This is a genomic window from Pediococcus inopinatus, assembly GCF_002982135.1.
Classification (GTDB): domain Bacteria; phylum Bacillota; class Bacilli; order Lactobacillales; family Lactobacillaceae; genus Pediococcus; species Pediococcus inopinatus.
In genome coordinates, this window is record NZ_CP019981.1 from 980,953 (window position 1) to 995,613 (window position 14,661).

Annotated in this window: 17 protein-coding genes and 1 pseudogene; 1 reads left to right on the top strand and 17 read right to left on the bottom strand. The window is 38.4% G+C overall.

The genetic code is table 11. The annotated features are described in order from the left end of the window. Nucleotides 1-6: 6 nt before the first annotated feature. The 15 genes and pseudogenes from PI20285_RS04990 to PI20285_RS05065 all read right to left on the bottom strand — a co-directional run bounded on the left by PI20285_RS04990 (nt 7) and on the right by PI20285_RS05065 (nt 12,434). Nucleotides 7-1,044, bottom strand: coding sequence for a zinc-dependent alcohol dehydrogenase family protein (locus tag PI20285_RS04990; protein ID WP_057774542.1), 1,038 nt, complete (start codon nt 1,042-1,044; stop codon nt 7-9). Nucleotides 1,045-1,071: 27 nt separating this feature from the next. After that, nucleotides 1,072-2,493, bottom strand: a complete 1,422-nt coding sequence (locus tag PI20285_RS04995; RefSeq protein WP_057774545.1) for an NAD-dependent succinate-semialdehyde dehydrogenase — start codon at nt 2,491-2,493, stop codon at nt 1,072-1,074. A gap of 40 nt (nt 2,494-2,533) precedes the next feature. Beyond that, nucleotides 2,534-3,184, bottom strand: coding sequence for an NAD(P)H-binding protein (locus PI20285_RS05000; RefSeq protein WP_057774548.1), 651 nt, complete (start codon nt 3,182-3,184; stop codon nt 2,534-2,536). 92 nt (nt 3,185-3,276) lie between these two features. Beyond that, the gene (locus PI20285_RS05005; protein ID WP_057774550.1) at nt 3,277-4,020 is read right to left on the bottom strand and encodes an SDR family oxidoreductase; all 744 of its coding nucleotides are present in this window, start codon (nt 4,018-4,020) and stop codon (nt 3,277-3,279) included. Between the two features lie 102 nt (nt 4,021-4,122). Continuing rightward, the gene (locus PI20285_RS05010; RefSeq protein WP_338107467.1) at nt 4,123-5,109 is read right to left on the bottom strand and encodes an aldo/keto reductase; all 987 of its coding nucleotides are present in this window, start codon (nt 5,107-5,109) and stop codon (nt 4,123-4,125) included. A gap of 30 nt (nt 5,110-5,139) precedes the next feature. Then, a pseudogene (locus tag PI20285_RS05015) lies at nt 5,140-5,925 on the bottom strand (glucose-1-dehydrogenase). Between the two features lie 14 nt (nt 5,926-5,939). Further along, complete coding sequence (locus tag PI20285_RS05020; protein WP_057774556.1) at nt 5,940-6,800, bottom strand: GRP family sugar transporter; 861 nt, start codon at nt 6,798-6,800, stop codon at nt 5,940-5,942. Between the two features lie 13 nt (nt 6,801-6,813). Further along, nucleotides 6,814-7,425, bottom strand: coding sequence for a flavodoxin (locus PI20285_RS05025; protein ID WP_231908597.1), 612 nt, complete (start codon nt 7,423-7,425; stop codon nt 6,814-6,816). Between the two features lie 77 nt (nt 7,426-7,502). Next, on the bottom strand, nt 7,503-8,192 hold the full coding sequence (locus PI20285_RS05030; protein ID WP_082623306.1) for a flavodoxin family protein: 690 nt from the start codon (nt 8,190-8,192) through the stop codon (nt 7,503-7,505). Nucleotides 8,193-8,674: 482 nt separating this feature from the next. Beyond that, nucleotides 8,675-9,415 (bottom strand): MFS transporter, encoded by a 741-nt coding sequence (locus PI20285_RS05040; protein ID WP_057774562.1) that lies wholly within the window; start codon nt 9,413-9,415, stop codon nt 8,675-8,677. Then, complete coding sequence (locus tag PI20285_RS05045) at nt 9,409-9,846, bottom strand: MFS transporter (protein WP_057774564.1); 438 nt, start codon at nt 9,844-9,846, stop codon at nt 9,409-9,411. The genes PI20285_RS05040 and PI20285_RS05045 overlap by 7 nt, the downstream gene beginning before the upstream one ends. Nucleotides 9,847-9,925: 79 nt before the next feature. Continuing rightward, the gene (locus PI20285_RS05050) at nt 9,926-10,519 is read right to left on the bottom strand and encodes a TetR/AcrR family transcriptional regulator (protein ID WP_057774567.1); all 594 of its coding nucleotides are present in this window, start codon (nt 10,517-10,519) and stop codon (nt 9,926-9,928) included. Between the two features lie 87 nt (nt 10,520-10,606). Continuing rightward, nucleotides 10,607-10,999, bottom strand: a complete 393-nt coding sequence (locus tag PI20285_RS05055) for a MerR family transcriptional regulator (RefSeq protein WP_105782195.1) — start codon at nt 10,997-10,999, stop codon at nt 10,607-10,609. Nucleotides 11,000-11,144: 145 nt separating this feature from the next. Continuing rightward, a complete protein-coding gene (locus PI20285_RS05060) occupies nt 11,145-11,555 on the bottom strand; it encodes a flavodoxin (RefSeq protein ID WP_057774573.1) in 411 nt (136 codons plus the stop codon). Between the two features lie 30 nt (nt 11,556-11,585). After that, nucleotides 11,586-12,434, bottom strand: a complete 849-nt coding sequence (locus tag PI20285_RS05065) for an aldo/keto reductase (protein WP_236698836.1) — start codon at nt 12,432-12,434, stop codon at nt 11,586-11,588. Between the two features lie 131 nt (nt 12,435-12,565). Between PI20285_RS05065 and PI20285_RS05070 the strand changes: the two genes are divergently transcribed. Beyond that, nucleotides 12,566-13,150: a TMEM175 family protein gene (locus PI20285_RS05070; RefSeq protein ID WP_057774576.1), complete on the top strand. Its 585-nt coding sequence runs from the start codon at nt 12,566-12,568 to the stop codon at nt 13,148-13,150. A gap of 50 nt (nt 13,151-13,200) precedes the next feature. Here the strand turns inward: PI20285_RS05070 and PI20285_RS05075 are convergent, their stop codons facing one another. Together PI20285_RS05075 and PI20285_RS05080 are read right to left on the bottom strand one after the other, a co-directional pair. Further along, nucleotides 13,201-13,818 (bottom strand): hydrolase, encoded by a 618-nt coding sequence (locus tag PI20285_RS05075; protein ID WP_057774579.1) that lies wholly within the window; start codon nt 13,816-13,818, stop codon nt 13,201-13,203. Beyond that, on the bottom strand, nt 13,808-14,605 hold the full coding sequence (locus PI20285_RS05080) for an alpha/beta hydrolase (protein WP_057774581.1): 798 nt from the start codon (nt 14,603-14,605) through the stop codon (nt 13,808-13,810). The genes PI20285_RS05075 and PI20285_RS05080 overlap by 11 nt, the downstream gene beginning before the upstream one ends. Between the last annotated feature and the right edge of the window lie 56 nt (nt 14,606-14,661).

A 14,661-nucleotide genomic window follows, 5' to 3' on the forward strand; every position in this document is an offset into this window, starting at 1 on the left:
AAAATTCTATTCTTTAACAATCAATAGTGATTTAATTGCTTTTCGCTGATCCATAGCATCATAAGCCTTTTGAACATCGTCAAGCTTAAACTGTTGGGTAAAGACTTTGCCAGGATTAATTTTGCCATCTAAAACAGCTTTTAATAATGTCCCCTTATCATAAGTTGTCACAGATGCAATTCCACCGCGAAGACCAATATTCTTCCAGAATAAATTATTCGTATTCATGGTCTCTTTTTGAGGTACGCCAACCCGGCCAACAACGGCACCAGGCCGACCAACTTTAACCGCAGTATCAACAGATTGTTCGGTTCCAACACATTCAAGAACCGCGTCTGCCCCATCACCTGTGAGCGCCATAACTTTGGCAACAGCTTCATCACCACGTTCCGCGATAATGTCTGTCGCTCCAAATTCACGAGCTAATTTTTGGCGATCTTCATGACGACTCATCGCAATAATTCGTTTAGCACCAAGCAACTTAGCAGCAATTACACCACTAAGACCAACAGCACCATCACCCATCACAACCACCGTATCACCTTCAGAAACTTCGGCGCTAACAGCAGCATGATAGCCAGTTGCCATGACATCAGCCAATGCAACAAACGAATTCAATTGATCATCGGAATAATCACTTGGTTGACCAGGAACCTTAACTAATGCCCAATCAGCACTTCTAAAACGTAAGTATTCGGCTTGATAACCAGAACTACCCATCTCTTTTTGATTCAAGCAATTACCATCAAATCCTGCAAGACATGCAGCACAATGCCCACAACCATGTGTAAATGGCGCAATAACAAAATCGCCCACTTTCACGCTATGCACATCTTCGCCAATCTCATCCACAATCCCAATGGCTTCATGACCAACGAGTGAGTTAGCTGGCATATCATTGATTCCTCGGAACCACCATAGATCTGATCCACACACACTAGCTCTTACTACTTTGATAATCGCGTCAGTTGAGTTTTGAATGGTTGGCTTATCAACCTCTTGAATTTCGACTTTACCGGGCTTAATAAATACTGTTGCTTTCATTTTAAGATTCTCCTCTTATTAGATTAGCTATTCAGGATCTGTTGCAACCAAACCGCCTGCCAAATTAGTCATATCTGGCTTATTAGCAGTCACAATAAGTTGCTCATTTACAAAAGCATTCAATCCTAAATTACTCATTTCACGACCATAACCAGAATTTTTCACACCACCAAATGGTAAATCAGGTAATGAAGTCATAAAGTTATTGACAAACACCATTCCAGTCTCAATTTGACTGGCAACTTTTGTCCCCCGTTTAGGATCGCCACTGAAAACAATGCCCCCTAAACCTAAGTCAGAATCATTAGCCAAATCAATTGCTTCTTGTTCACTATTAACTTTATAAACTTGGGCAACCGGGCCAAACATTTCTTCTGCATAAGCCGGATTATCCTTATGAATATCTGTTAAAATCGTTGGTTGGAAAAATTGACCAGGTAAATCGATTTTTTCATTGCCATAATACAAGGTTGCCCCTTTTGCGATTGCTTCATCAACTTGGGCCTGCAATTTTTCTTTAGCTCGCTTAGAATTCATCGGTGCCAAAGTAGTTTGACTATCCATAGGATCACCAGGCTTTGCATTGGCAAAATTTTCCTTAAGTTTCGCTAAAAATTGGTCATATACGTTAGCTGCCACAATAAAACGTTTCGATGACGTGCAAACTTGTCCCGCATTATATAGTCGAGCCCGCCAAGCAATATTAGCTACACTTTCAATATCTGCATCATCCAAAACAACGAAAGCATCGGTTCCACCAAGCTCCATCGTATTTTTCTTTAGATTCTCACCAGCCGCTTTAGCAACACTGCGGCCACCACGTTCAGAACCCGTGAGCGCCACCCCTTGGACACGTGAATCAGCAATAATTTCAGAAACTTGATCATAACTTAAAAATAGATTTTGCAAACTTGCATCAGGAGCCGAAGAGGCCTTGATAATATCTTCAAACGCAACCGCAGATCCTGGTGTATTAGAAGCGTGTTTCAAAATCATAGGATTTCCCACCATAAAGTTAGGCGCAAAAACACGCATAATTTGATACATCGGAAAATTCCATGGTTCAACCATCATTAAAATTCCTAAGGGATGCTTTTGAATCTGCGCATCACCAGTCGCAACTGTCTCAATCTTGGTAGGAGCTAATAAATCTGCCCCATGATCAGCAAAATAATCTGCAATCAGCGCACAAAGTTCGGCTTCACCCTGTGCTTCTCGATATAGTTTGCCCATATCGGTAACCATTGCTTTGGCTAATTGATCCCGATTTTTCCGGAAACGATCGGCAATGTCATGCAATTGGGCTGCACGTTGAATCGGTGGCTCTTTTTCCATTTGCTTAAATAAACTATTCCCTTTTTCAAGAGCATCCTGAATTTCACCAGTTGTGGCGTTAGGGTACTCTTTAACAACCTCATTTGTATAAGGATTAATTGTTGCATATGCCATTAAAAAACACCTCTATAAATATTCTTGACTAATTTTATTTTTAATATACGGGACGATCTTCACCTTGAGTTGCGGGATCAGCAATTCCCAAGCTATCCTTTGAACCAACAGTAGGATCGGCCACAATCTTTAAAACAACGTCCGCAATACTTTGACGTGAACCGGACACACCATTGTATTGATCATTTCTATGGGTAAGCACGTACTTAACTTCATCACGATCATTTAACCATGGGAGCCTTAAAGTTGTGTAATCTAAACCAGACTCCTCAAGTAATTTGTCAGAATTAATGGCAGCTTGTAACCCACTCATGACACTTTGTTTGTTCCAACGGCCAAATTCACCAGGTACTTCATCATACAAGCCTAAGATATTTGTGAAAATAACTCGCTGAACACCGTTTTCTTTCATCGCTGTGATCACATTTTTTGTCCATGCATTGTTAGAAGTATGATCCACAACGGCTACAAATACCATATCCTGGCCAGCAACCGCTTTGTTTAGAACACTCTCATTGTCCAAACTTCCTTCTACAACTGTAACGCGGTTATCTTTAGCCAAATTGCTCAACCGTTGACTGTTACGTAATAATAAAGTCAATTCAACATCATCAAACGTCGATTCGTTTAAAATACGATCCTCAACAATTCGGGCAATTTGACCATTTGCTGCTGCAATTAATAATTTCATAGTTAATTCCTCCATTTTTTAAATTCGCTTTTATCATATACCCTGAAGTACACTTTAATGCAAGCCTTTACATTTACAGACTTTTATATTTATTATCCTTGCCGTGAAGGCCGCACAACAATTTCATTGATTGCGGTATCACTAGGTAAATCAATCGCCGTTGCAATCGTTGTCGCGATCCGATCGGGCGTAATTGCAAATTGATCATAATATGAATCCATCGCTTTTTTCTGATCAGCATCGGTGACATGATCGACCAATTCGGTTGCAATCGCACCAGGTGAAATAACCGTCACACGGACATTACTCCCAGCAGCTGCTTCCTCTTGACGAAGTGCTTCACTAATCATCCAAACACCAGCCTTTGTGGCACTATAAACACCACCACCAGAATGAACGGCATGGGCCGCAACGGAAGCTACATTAATAAATTGACCTGCCTTTTGATCACGCATAGCTGGTAAAGCGGCATTAATTCCATATAAAACACCACGAAGATTAACATCAATCATGCGATTCCAATCTTCCACACGGCCCTTAATAAACTCAGAATGAGGCATTAAACCCGCATTATTCATCCAAACGTCAATCCTGCCAAATTTATCTAATGCTAACTGAGCAAGGGCTTTTACTGAATCAAGATCAGTTACATCTGTAACAGCATAAACAGCCTGTCCATTCTCTTTTTCAATATCTGCAACAATTTCTTGTAACTTCTTTTCACGACGAGCGGCAATAACTAATTTATTCCCCTTTGCTGCTAGTAGTTTGGCTGTTGCTTCGCCAATTCCGCTGGAAGCTCCTGTAATAACAACTACTTTACTTTCTTCACTCACAATAATTTTCTCCTTCATTACATATATTTATTTAAAATTCTTTAACAACCAAAGTCTAAACCTTCGTCCGTACTTCAATGTAAATCATACTGATAATTAGTTTTACAATCCGGCCCGTTTAGCCAATTCTGGTGTATAGCGATTACCCACAATTTTAATATTTTTAGACAATTGATCAATGCGGGCTAATTCTTCAGAAGAGAATGCCACATTTAAAGCACCCAAATTTTCTTGTAATCTTGTTAATTTGGTTGTTCCCGGAATTGGAACGATCCAAGGCTTCTGTGCCAATAACCAGGCCAAAGCGATTTGTGCAGGGGTTGCTTGTTTTTTAATGGCAAATTCTTTTATAAGGTCTAATAATTTTTGATTTGCTTCAAGCGCCTCTTTAGTAAATCGGGGTAATTTACTTCGGCCATCATTTTTGGCAAAGGTTGTATTCGTATTAATTTTTCCCGTTAAGAAACCTTTTCCTAAAGGACTAAATGGCATAAAACCGATCCCTAATTTTTCCAATAGCGGCAACAATTCATTTTCTGGTTCTCTGGTCCACAATGAGTATTCACTTTCAACTGCTGTTAAAGGCTCGACTGCATTAGCTTTTTTGCTTGTTTCAATTCCAGCTTCGGACAATCCCCAATGCTTAATTTTCCCGGCTTTTTTTAGTTGTCCCATTGTATAAGCCACATCTTCAATGGGAATTTTCGGATCAACACGGTGAAGATAATACAAGTCAATGGCATCTACGTTTAAACGCTTAAGTGATCCTTCTACAGATTGACGAATCCCGTCTAGATTAGCATCTACAACCTGTTTACCATTTTCAATTCGAATCCCGCACTTCGTGGAAATTGTGACCTTATCTTTATACGGGGCCAACGCTTTTCCTAACAGACTTTCATTGGTGAACGGTCCATAGACTTCTGCCGTATCGAAAAATGTTTCACCCATTTCAACCGATGCTTGCAAAAGCTTAATCATTTCTTGTTGATCAGGCGGATTTCCATAGGCAAAATTCATTCCCATGCAACCTAAACCCAGCGCATCAACCTGCATACTACCAAGATTTCTTTTTTGCAAAATTATCACCCTTCAATAAGTTAAGTTTCGAATTATCGCCTATCCTTGACCATCTTTAAACGCAGGATACAACGTCATTCCACCGTCAATAAACAGCGTAATGCCAGTTACATAACTCGATTCATCTGAGGCTAACCATGCGGCGCCAGCTGCGACCTCTTCAGGTGTGCCAATCCGATTCATGGGAACCATAGAAACTGTCTGATCATACTGTGCTTGATCAGCAAATTTTTTAGCGTTAATGGGTGTATTAATCGCACCAGGTCCAATTGCATTTACACGAACACCCTCTTTGGCATATTCCATAGCAATGGTTTGCGTGAATAGTTTTACGCCACCCTTAGCAGCTGCATAACTTGCAAAAGTTGGCCAAGGGATCTGTTCATGAACAGAAGACATATTGATAATATTTCCTTTTTTACTATGAGCTTTAAAATAAGCCAAAGCTGTTTTAGAACCCTAGAAAACTCCCGTTTGATCGATGGAAACTACTTTATTCCAGTCATCCAATGATAATTCATGGGTTGGTGATTTAATTTCCATCCCTGCGTTATTTACCCAAACATCTAAATCACCAAAGTTATCTAGTGCTGCTTGAAGTAAGTCATGATTTCCTTTTTCCGTTGAGACATTTGCTTGCACAATAACCGCCTTACCGCCATTTTTTGTCACTTTATCGGCAGCTGTTTGAGCACCAACTTGGTCACTATTGTAATTGATCACAACAGACATGTGTTCTTGCCCAAAACGATTAGCAATTACATTGCCAATCCCTTTTGAACCCCCGGTAATAACTGCTACTTTTCCATATAAATCTGTGTACATAATGAATTTCCTCCTTAAATAATAGTTGTCGTAATTGCCCCAATTACAATCAAAAATAACCCAATTAATGTGAAGCTTAACTCACGATGACTCTTCTTTTCATGTAGAAATACCATCCCGCCAATCGTGGAGATCACGACAGAAAGTTGAGAGACCACAAATGCTGAGTTCACTCCGTTATCACGGACCGACAATATGTACGTGATTGCAGCAAATGAAAAGATTATTCCTGCAAGCAGACTTTGCCAGCTTGCTTTTTCACGTAACACTTTAGGTTGATGGGTTGCGGAAATATAAATCAGTACCGCAATGACCATCCCAACAGATTCAGGCAAGAAAATAGCTAATCCTGACGTAGCCATGGCTTTTGGAATTGCGTTATAAACCAGAAATCCAAACGTTGTCAGAAACAACATAATTAGAGTTTTCGTTTGACTGCTATTTTTGCTCTGTTGCATTTTTCTATCATGAACAGCCGTTAGTGAAATGCCAATAATTAAAAGTAAAATACCAATTACACCAAATATTTTGGCATTACTTGATGCCCATTCACCAAACAAAAATACCCCAATTAACGAAGTCCCAATTAGCTGTAGACCTGTAGAAATTGGCATTGTCTGAGAAACACCAATTTCATGATAAGCGGTATATTGTCCCAATTGACCAATAATCCAAAAACCACCGGCAAAAGCTGCCAGAATAAAGCTTGCTAAAGAAATTGTTGGATGAATAACCGCGTAGACAATAAAACTAACTAAAAGGGTGCCAACTGCTGTACCAAAAATTTGATTAACCGGTCGGCCATTTATACGTTCAACAGCTAATGGTAGAATTCCCCATGCAACTGCCGGTAGTAACATTAAAATAATATTCATAAGTCCACCTTTCCTAATTCAGATCATTTTCATTTAAAAACTTAGCTAATGCTTTTTTATTATCATCATAGCGAAAACCATTGATAATTTTTGCGTTATCCCCTTTTGCAAGTTTCCGCATATCAGGCATTGAACGACTAACTGGATCACTCATACTTGTCGTAAATGGCACGATTGTTTTTCCAGAAAAATCAAACTTCTCAAACAACGAATGGATAATCATTGGCGGTTGATGCCACCAGGTGGGATACCCAACGAAGATTGTGTCGTATTGATCCAAGTTAGTGATCTTAGTTCGAATTGCTGGATGAATCTTATCAGCCAACTGTTTTTGGGCAACTTTCACATAAGCATCATAGCCACTAGGGTAAGCTTTTTGAGGCTGAAGCCGGATAATATCTGCTCCGGTGTCTGCCTTAATTTGCTTAGCCGCTTCCTCAGTTGAACCAGACAGTGAGAAATAGATAATTAAACGCTTTTTAGAATTCGTTTGTTTCTTCTGGACAATATCCGTTGTATGACTTATTTTCATACCTGTCGATTTATGCTGAAAACGAAAGACCGTAAATCCACCAGCCAAGATAATTACAATAACTCCAATGACAATCAATAGTCTTTTTTTCATTTCTTCCATCCCTTTTCGATTACTTCATCTCGAAGCTTAAACCTTCGTCTGCACTCCATGGCAAGCCTTTTTTTAAATCAATTATTATCTGCGTGAACCTGGCTCACCCACTGGGTCACTCGCTTATCAGCCTGATCAACTTTATTACCGTCAACTACTAAAGCCTTCGTAAAGGTATCGCGCTCGCCACCTTGTTCACGGATAATTTCTCGAACTCGCTGGACGCTATCTCCTTGACCATAACCGCCTTCAGTCATAAAAGGTGCAATGATTTTATCAGTCAAGCGACCCCCGTATGTTTTCAAAAAAGCTGTCATTGGGTGAGATAAAGTCATCGCCCAGATCGGATAGCCCAAATAGATGGTGTCGTATTGCTTTAAATCGGGAACTTGCATGTTAAGTTCAGGATAATCTTGATTTTCTCTTTCTGAATTGGCTCTTGAAAGGGTCTTTTGATAATTTCCGGCGTAAGGATCCTTTACGACAATTTCTAAAATATCCGGATTGGTTTGATTGGCAATTTTACTAGCCAGCAATTCGGTACTACCCGACCGAGAAAAATAAATAATTAAACTTTTAGCAGTTTTTGTAATTTTGCGTGTGGGCTTATTTTGACTATTGGTATCTTGACCATCTGATCTTGTGCCATATCCATTTTGCCATTCCCGGTCGTTTTTACTGAGTTGTGGTGCTGAAATTGACTGGCCAGCAATTTTATAGTTAGCCTGCTGATTTTTGTTTGATACTGAATCGTTATTAAAATTCATAATTATAATTCCTCCAATTCCAAGGATTAGACATCCCATGATCACTGCTATTAACTTAATCTTTTTCATTTTCTTTTTATCCTTTAAACTTATTCAATAAAGTCACTGTAAACTATGGTCTGTACTTCAAGGCAAGCACTTTCTCTCAAAATATGTCACGCATAAAAAACGTAATCCCAATGATGACCGCTGCAAAGGCCAATAAGTAACCTAACAAAAGGTTAAAAGAAAATCCTAATCCACTAAATAGGAGCATTAATATAAAAATATAGGGATGTTGAAAACAGAATTTAATAAAGCTTATTATTAAATTAGAAAACAAGCTCATTAAGACAATGATGCCCGTTACAATTGCAATCTTATCGCCGTGACTCATAGCCACACTTAACATTAGAAATAACATGACTTCTACGTACCTTCTTAACTAATAAATTCTTTGTTCAAACTCTCTTAAAGTTTCATGCTTTTACAGACTAATCGCGCTAATCGGTCGTTCTCACATTTTTAAGCTTATTCACTAAACTCATCACAACGGCTAATATGACAAAAACAATCATATTAATCCAAAACAAGTTTCGAATATTATCGATGTGCAAAACATTTTGAATTAGCAATGCGGTATATGGTGATAGAGAGCCGGCCAAATTGTAAGCAATCAGGATTAATGAAGTTGCCATTATGTTTCCACTCCCGCCTAAATTAACAGCATTTAAAATCCATGGGAAAAACAAACGCGCACCAATTCCAGTCAAGAATCCGCCCAAAACGGTTAACCAAGTTGTATTTGAAATGGCAATTAAAAACATTGCTAAGCCTAGAGATAAAAAGGCAGCCACTAAAATGTAATCTTTCAACCAGGTAAAAACGCGTCCAAAGAGAATGCCACCAAGCATTGCTCCTAAACTCAGACCTAAAATAACGTAACTTGCAGACGTAGCTGTTCCATATCCCGCATTAACCATTAAGGTTGGCACTTTAATTCCCATAATCATATAAAAGGTAATCACAATAAAGGTTAGGATCATGTAGCCAAAAATTGCATTAGGTAATTTTGATTTTTTTGTTGAACCTTTAACTTTAGAGCCCGTTGTTAATTCTGTTTTTGGTATTTTAGGTACGAATAAAGCAAACATTATTAATGCAGGGATCGTGATTAAATATGCCCAAAATGACATATGCCAATTAAACCTTACAAGTTGGCCAGCAATAAATGTGACTAACACCCCAGACCTTCAAAGGTACTTTGAAAACCAAGTGTTTGTGATCGTTCGCTACCCTTGAAAAAGTAACTAATAATACTAACTAGTAACGAATTAAACAAGCCAATTCCAAAGCCAAATGCGGCCCGTGAAATCATCAGGAGCAGAAAACTATTGATTATCACTGGGGACAACCCAGCAATAACGGTGATAAAAACCCCAACCAGTACAGTTTGTTTTAATCCAATTCGTTTGGCAATCCAATTACTCAATAGAATTGCAATTAGCAAGAATAAAGATGGAATGGTTGTGAGAAGTTCAATTTGAGCCAAAGCGACATTAGGAAATGCTTTTGCCAAAACTGGGATGTTAGCATTAATTGCCGGTGCAGATGCCGTCACAACCGACACCAGCAGGATAGATAATTTTATTAAAGAACGTTTGGTGTTTTGCATTTTGTAGTTCCTCCATATGTGACTACCGGTCATATTTTTTTTTAAAAACATCGTCACTTATTAAATAGTGACGATCACGTTACGCATTAATTAGGTATGGCTGTAACAAAGCACTTAGTTGCAAATCACAGAACCGTTTTACAGTCGCGATTGGATCAACTGTTTTAGGAGATATACACCAGGTAAAAATAACGCCATACATTTCCGTTAAAAAAAGTTGTGCGAGTTGGTGCACCGGCGTGTTCACCTTTAATTTATCTGCATCAATTAATTTCATCAAAAGCTGTTCAAAAGACTGAACATCAAATTGCCATTTATTGCTATTCGTCTCGGAAAAGCTAATGTAGCGTACCCACTGACGAGCCAATTCGATTTTTGAATTAAAAATAACGGACATAAAATCAATTAAATATTTCTTTATAATAATGATTGGGTCATCTTGTTCGCTTAAAATGGTTTGCGTATTTAGCTTAGCAAAGTGCTCTTTACTTAATTCAAAGATCAAATCTTCTTTACGTTCAAAATAATTATAAAAAGTGCCTTTAGCGATCCCGCTGGTTTTCACGATATCATCCACGGAAATATTTTCATAACCCTTTTGCACAATTAAATGATCTGCTGCTTCAATCAAACTTTGCCGAGTTGCGATTGCATTATCTTCTCTTTTTCCCACTGGTCTCACCTCAAAAAGAAGTATACAACATTTACGCCTTAAAAACAATGACTAACGGTCATTTTATTTTTTTATCCCTTATTCAACTTAATCTTTTGCATCATACGCCAACTTTTCTTTTTCGTAGTTTAAGGTATGATCTTCAAAATTAACAATTTTATAGTCTAAATATTTGATTGTTTTGTCGATTTCGGCGCGTTTCTCTTTCAATTCCTGGCGTTGATCCATCAATAATGATTTACGAGTTTGTTCCGTTTGACTGCCTTCACGATATAATTTTACAAATTCGATCAGCGCTTCAATTGACATCCCTGCCTTTCGCAAAGCTTTAATATAGAAAACCCAGTTCATATCGTGTTCACTATATTCACGATAGCCACTTTCATTCCGTTTAATTTCCGGTAACAGTCCAAGCCGTTCCCAGTAGCGGAGTGTGTCTTTTGTTAACTCAAACTTTTTACTGACGCCGTTTATGTTCATTTGATTCAACCTCTTTTTCATGTTTATCTTTTACTTACTTTATTATTCTAAACCTTGGTCCTCACTTCAAGGCAAGGAAAAAATAAATTTTTCTCTCAAACATTAAAACGGCGCTAAATCTCTTTCGGAATTTAACACCGTTTTTCTATTTTTCGAATAAGATAGCTCCCGCATTTTCTGCAAGATCTGAAAATGTTTCAAGCGTATCTGTTAAAGGCGTCGAGGCACTAGTTGCAAAAGCCACGACTTTTTTACCTGCAAAATCAACTTGATCAAATAAACTGTGAATGATCATTGGTGGTTGTGACCACCATGTGGGATATCCCACATAAACTTTATCATAACGTGTTAAATCTGGGAGCGGTTTTTTCAATTCCGGATGAACTTGCTTATCTTTTTCATTTTGAGCAACGGCTACAATCCCATCATAATCGCTTGGATAAGTTTTTTTTGCTTGTAACTGATAAATATCTGCGTTCAACTTTTTTTGTAAGTTTAATGCAGCTTTCTTTGTAGTTCCCGATAGTGAAAAATAGATAATTAACTCTTTTGCCATGTCATATACTTCTTTCTACTCAAACTAAGTCTATTGACCGCCGCCCAGTCGATTGACTTGCTCTGGATCACGATGATCAAAGAAAGCCGACTCCTTCATATCTAATGCCGCAATTTGTTTCATTTCCGGATCACTTAATTCAAAATCAAAGATATTAATATTTTCTTCCATTCGGTTTTTATGAACCGATTTGGCCAGACTAACAATGCCACGTTGATATAGCCACCGTAAAACAACTTGACCTACACCTTTATTATGATCAGATCCAATTTTTTCTAAGACTTCATTCGTAAATAAATTGTGTCGTCCCTCTGCAAATGGTGCCCAAGCTTCTGGCTGAATACCTAATTTTTCATGCCATGTCATTTCATTTTTTTGTTGATTCCATGGATTAAGTTCAATTTGATTAACTGCAGGTGTCACAGTATTATGCAAATTCAAATCGACAAAACGGTCTGCACTGAAATTTGAAATTCCGATTGCGCGAACTTTTCCTTCTTTTTGCAAATCTTCCATTGCTCTCCATGAGCCATACACGTCTCCATAAGGTTGATGAATAAGATACAAATCAAGATAATCTAATTGAAGTTTGTCCAAAGATTCTTGAAATGCTTGCTTCGTTGCGTCGTAGCCAGTTGAGCTAACCCAGACTTTTGTTGTAATAAACAAGTCATTACGATCAACACTAGTCTCTTTGATTGCTTCCCCAACTTCAGCTTCGTTCCCGTATGCTTGAGCTGTATCAAGCAATCGATACCCTGCATCAATTGCGTTTAAAACTGCTTGTTTTGTGCCACCATTTTCAATTTGGAAAACACCAAATCCGACTGCAGGCATCTCAATACCATTATTTAATTTAAAAGTTGGAACTGTCATCATTAAAAACTTCCTTTCATATTTACAAGACCTATGATAAACCCTGGTGTGGACTCCAAGGCAAGCATTTTTTTAAATCAATTATTTTCAAAAACATGCTATACTAAAAAACTGAATAGAAAGAAGGAATTATTTTGAACAAAGAACGTTTAGCAGCCTTCACTGACGCCGTTCTCGCCATTATTATGACGATCCTAGTTTTGGAACTAGAAAAACCTAAAACAGTTAATTTAGCTGTATTATGGGATTTGCGCGCTAACTTTTTTGCTTATACGCTTTCGTTTTTTTGGCTAGGTTTAATGTGGACTACCCATCATAATAACTGGCACTCAATTACAAAGGTTTCCAACGCAACTGTGTCTTATTCATTACTCATGTTATTTATTGCATCACTATTTCCATACACGACCAGTTTGGTAGCCACAAATTTTAATAATGTGACTGCACAAACTTTTTATGGCCTGGTCGTTTTAGGCGTTTCGTTTAGTAACATGGCTATCTCCCATTCTTTAAAACAAGTTAACCCTTCAGTCCACTTTGGCTGGCTATATGCGTTACCAAATACCTCAATTATTTTAGATGTCGTGATCAAACTCATTGGTCTTCTAATCACCCTAACCGTTTACCCACCGGCCATGATGTACGCAATTTTCATTGATATTTTTGTCGTTGGTTACGCATCTCGGCAAGCAATAAAGAAACAACCTAAAAAAAGTTAATTTAAATCGCAAAATGGATCGCCATCTTTTAGTGGAGATCCATTTTTAGTCTATAAATGTAAAAAGATGCCAGCATCGACTAGTTCTTTCGTAAAACCAGGGACAGTATCGGTTCGTTGCCAATCCCGTTGTAATTCGCAAGCCAATTGGGGAATGCTGGTTGGTTTAGCTCCTGCTTGTTCGACCCGCCGTAAGGCTGCCTCATGGGCAATGACCGAGGTGCCACCAACAGAATCAACCACCGGAAAAACATCGTAGCCTTCATCTAACGCATCTAAGGTTGGAAATGTTAAACACGCTTCCGTCCATAACGCGGCAATAATCAGGTTATGTCGCCCTGTCTGTTTGACTGCTGCCTTAAACTCTGTATCTTCCCATGCATTAATTGTGGTGCGATCATAACTCGGTACATCAGGTAATAAATCTTTAATCGGTGCAATGGTATCTTTATTCCGGCCATTTTTTACATTAACCGTTGATAAAATAACCGGAATCTTAAATGTGTTCATTAATCCGATCACGTTCACCACATTTTTAATGAGTTGTGCGCGATTCATGGAATTAATCGAATTAATCTGGGTTGGTTGATAATCAATTAATAAAAAGGCTGAATTTTCAGGCGTTAACAATTTATCTGCAACTGGATCTCTTCTTGCTTCACTTGTCATCTTCATCGCTCCTTAATTTTAAATAACGTGTCAAAAAATACAAAATGTTTGGCTTTACTTGGTCTAGATAACCTTTCGCGTGGTGCGTCCCCGGTAGTAAGGAAATTTCTACCGGTGTTTGATACTGTCCTAACCGTTTACTTAATTCAAAAATCCCGGAAACTGGTACAAATTCATCCAGGGAATTAATCAGTAACATCGGTCCCGTTTTACCCTGAACGCGATAATAAGGGGGCGCTTCTTTGGCTAGTTTAGGATCATGTAAATAATTAAGGATAAACCATTTATAAAAGCTATCATCCTTACCACTCTGATTAATTGTAGAGCTAGCTCCGGTTGTAAACTTCTGTTTTTGATCCTGTTTTGGCACTACGTCTTGATGATTATTCAACCACACTTCGATATCAAGAATTCCAGAAAGTGATACAGCTGGAATCTGATATTTAATTCCCATTTCAACCGCCATGTTGCCACCAACGGATGAACCGATCACCGCAACTGGTAGCTTCGGTGCATACTTTTTGACCTGTTGATATAAGTGATCCATATCAACCAAGGGCTGCGGATAATATCCTTCTGGTGTTAAATGATAATTTGGCGTGACAACCAAATAACCCTGTTGTGCAAGCCATGTAGATATATCTTCATCTTTAGCCTTGTCGCCCCGAAACCAACCGCCACCATGGATAATAATTAAAAGACCTTTTAACTTATCAATCTTTGGCCGATATTCATCCAACGTTAAATCTGGTGCATAGGTTACGTCTCGTTTAATCTCAATCTGCAAATACAACACCTCATTTCAAGAATTCCATTTGATACCTACACTCTAAGCATCGGCTA

Excerpts from the sequence above, each read along its gene's own strand:
- PI20285_RS05020 (WP_057774556.1), bottom strand. The coding sequence starts at position 6,800 with ATGAATATTATTTTAATGTTACTACCGGCAGTTGCATGGGGAATTCTA.
- PI20285_RS05030 (WP_082623306.1), bottom strand. The coding sequence starts at position 8,192 with ATGAATTTTAATAACGATTCAGTATCAAACAAAAATCAGCAGGCTAAC.
- PI20285_RS05045 (WP_057774564.1), bottom strand. The coding sequence starts at position 9,846 with ATGCAAAACACCAAACGTTCTTTAATAAAATTATCTATCCTGCTGGTG.
- PI20285_RS05065 (WP_236698836.1), bottom strand. The coding sequence starts at position 12,434 with ATGATGACAGTTCCAACTTTTAAATTAAATAATGGTATTGAGATGCCT.
- PI20285_RS05000 (WP_057774548.1), bottom strand. The coding sequence starts at position 3,184 with ATGAAATTATTAATTGCAGCAGCAAATGGTCAAATTGCCCGAATTGTT.
- PI20285_RS05055 (WP_105782195.1), bottom strand. The coding sequence starts at position 10,999 with ATGAACATAAACGGCGTCAGTAAAAAGTTTGAGTTAACAAAAGACACA.
- PI20285_RS05075 (WP_057774579.1), bottom strand. The coding sequence starts at position 13,818 with ATGACAAGTGAAGCAAGAAGAGATCCAGTTGCAGATAAATTGTTAACG.
- PI20285_RS05060 (WP_057774573.1), bottom strand. The coding sequence starts at position 11,555 with ATGGCAAAAGAGTTAATTATCTATTTTTCACTATCGGGAACTACAAAG.
- PI20285_RS04990 (WP_057774542.1), bottom strand. The coding sequence starts at position 1,044 with ATGAAAGCAACAGTATTTATTAAGCCCGGTAAAGTCGAAATTCAAGAG.
- PI20285_RS05025 (WP_231908597.1), bottom strand. The coding sequence starts at position 7,425 with ATGAAAAAAAGACTATTGATTGTCATTGGAGTTATTGTAATTATCTTG.
- PI20285_RS04995 (WP_057774545.1), bottom strand. The coding sequence starts at position 2,493 with ATGGCATATGCAACAATTAATCCTTATACAAATGAGGTTGTTAAAGAG.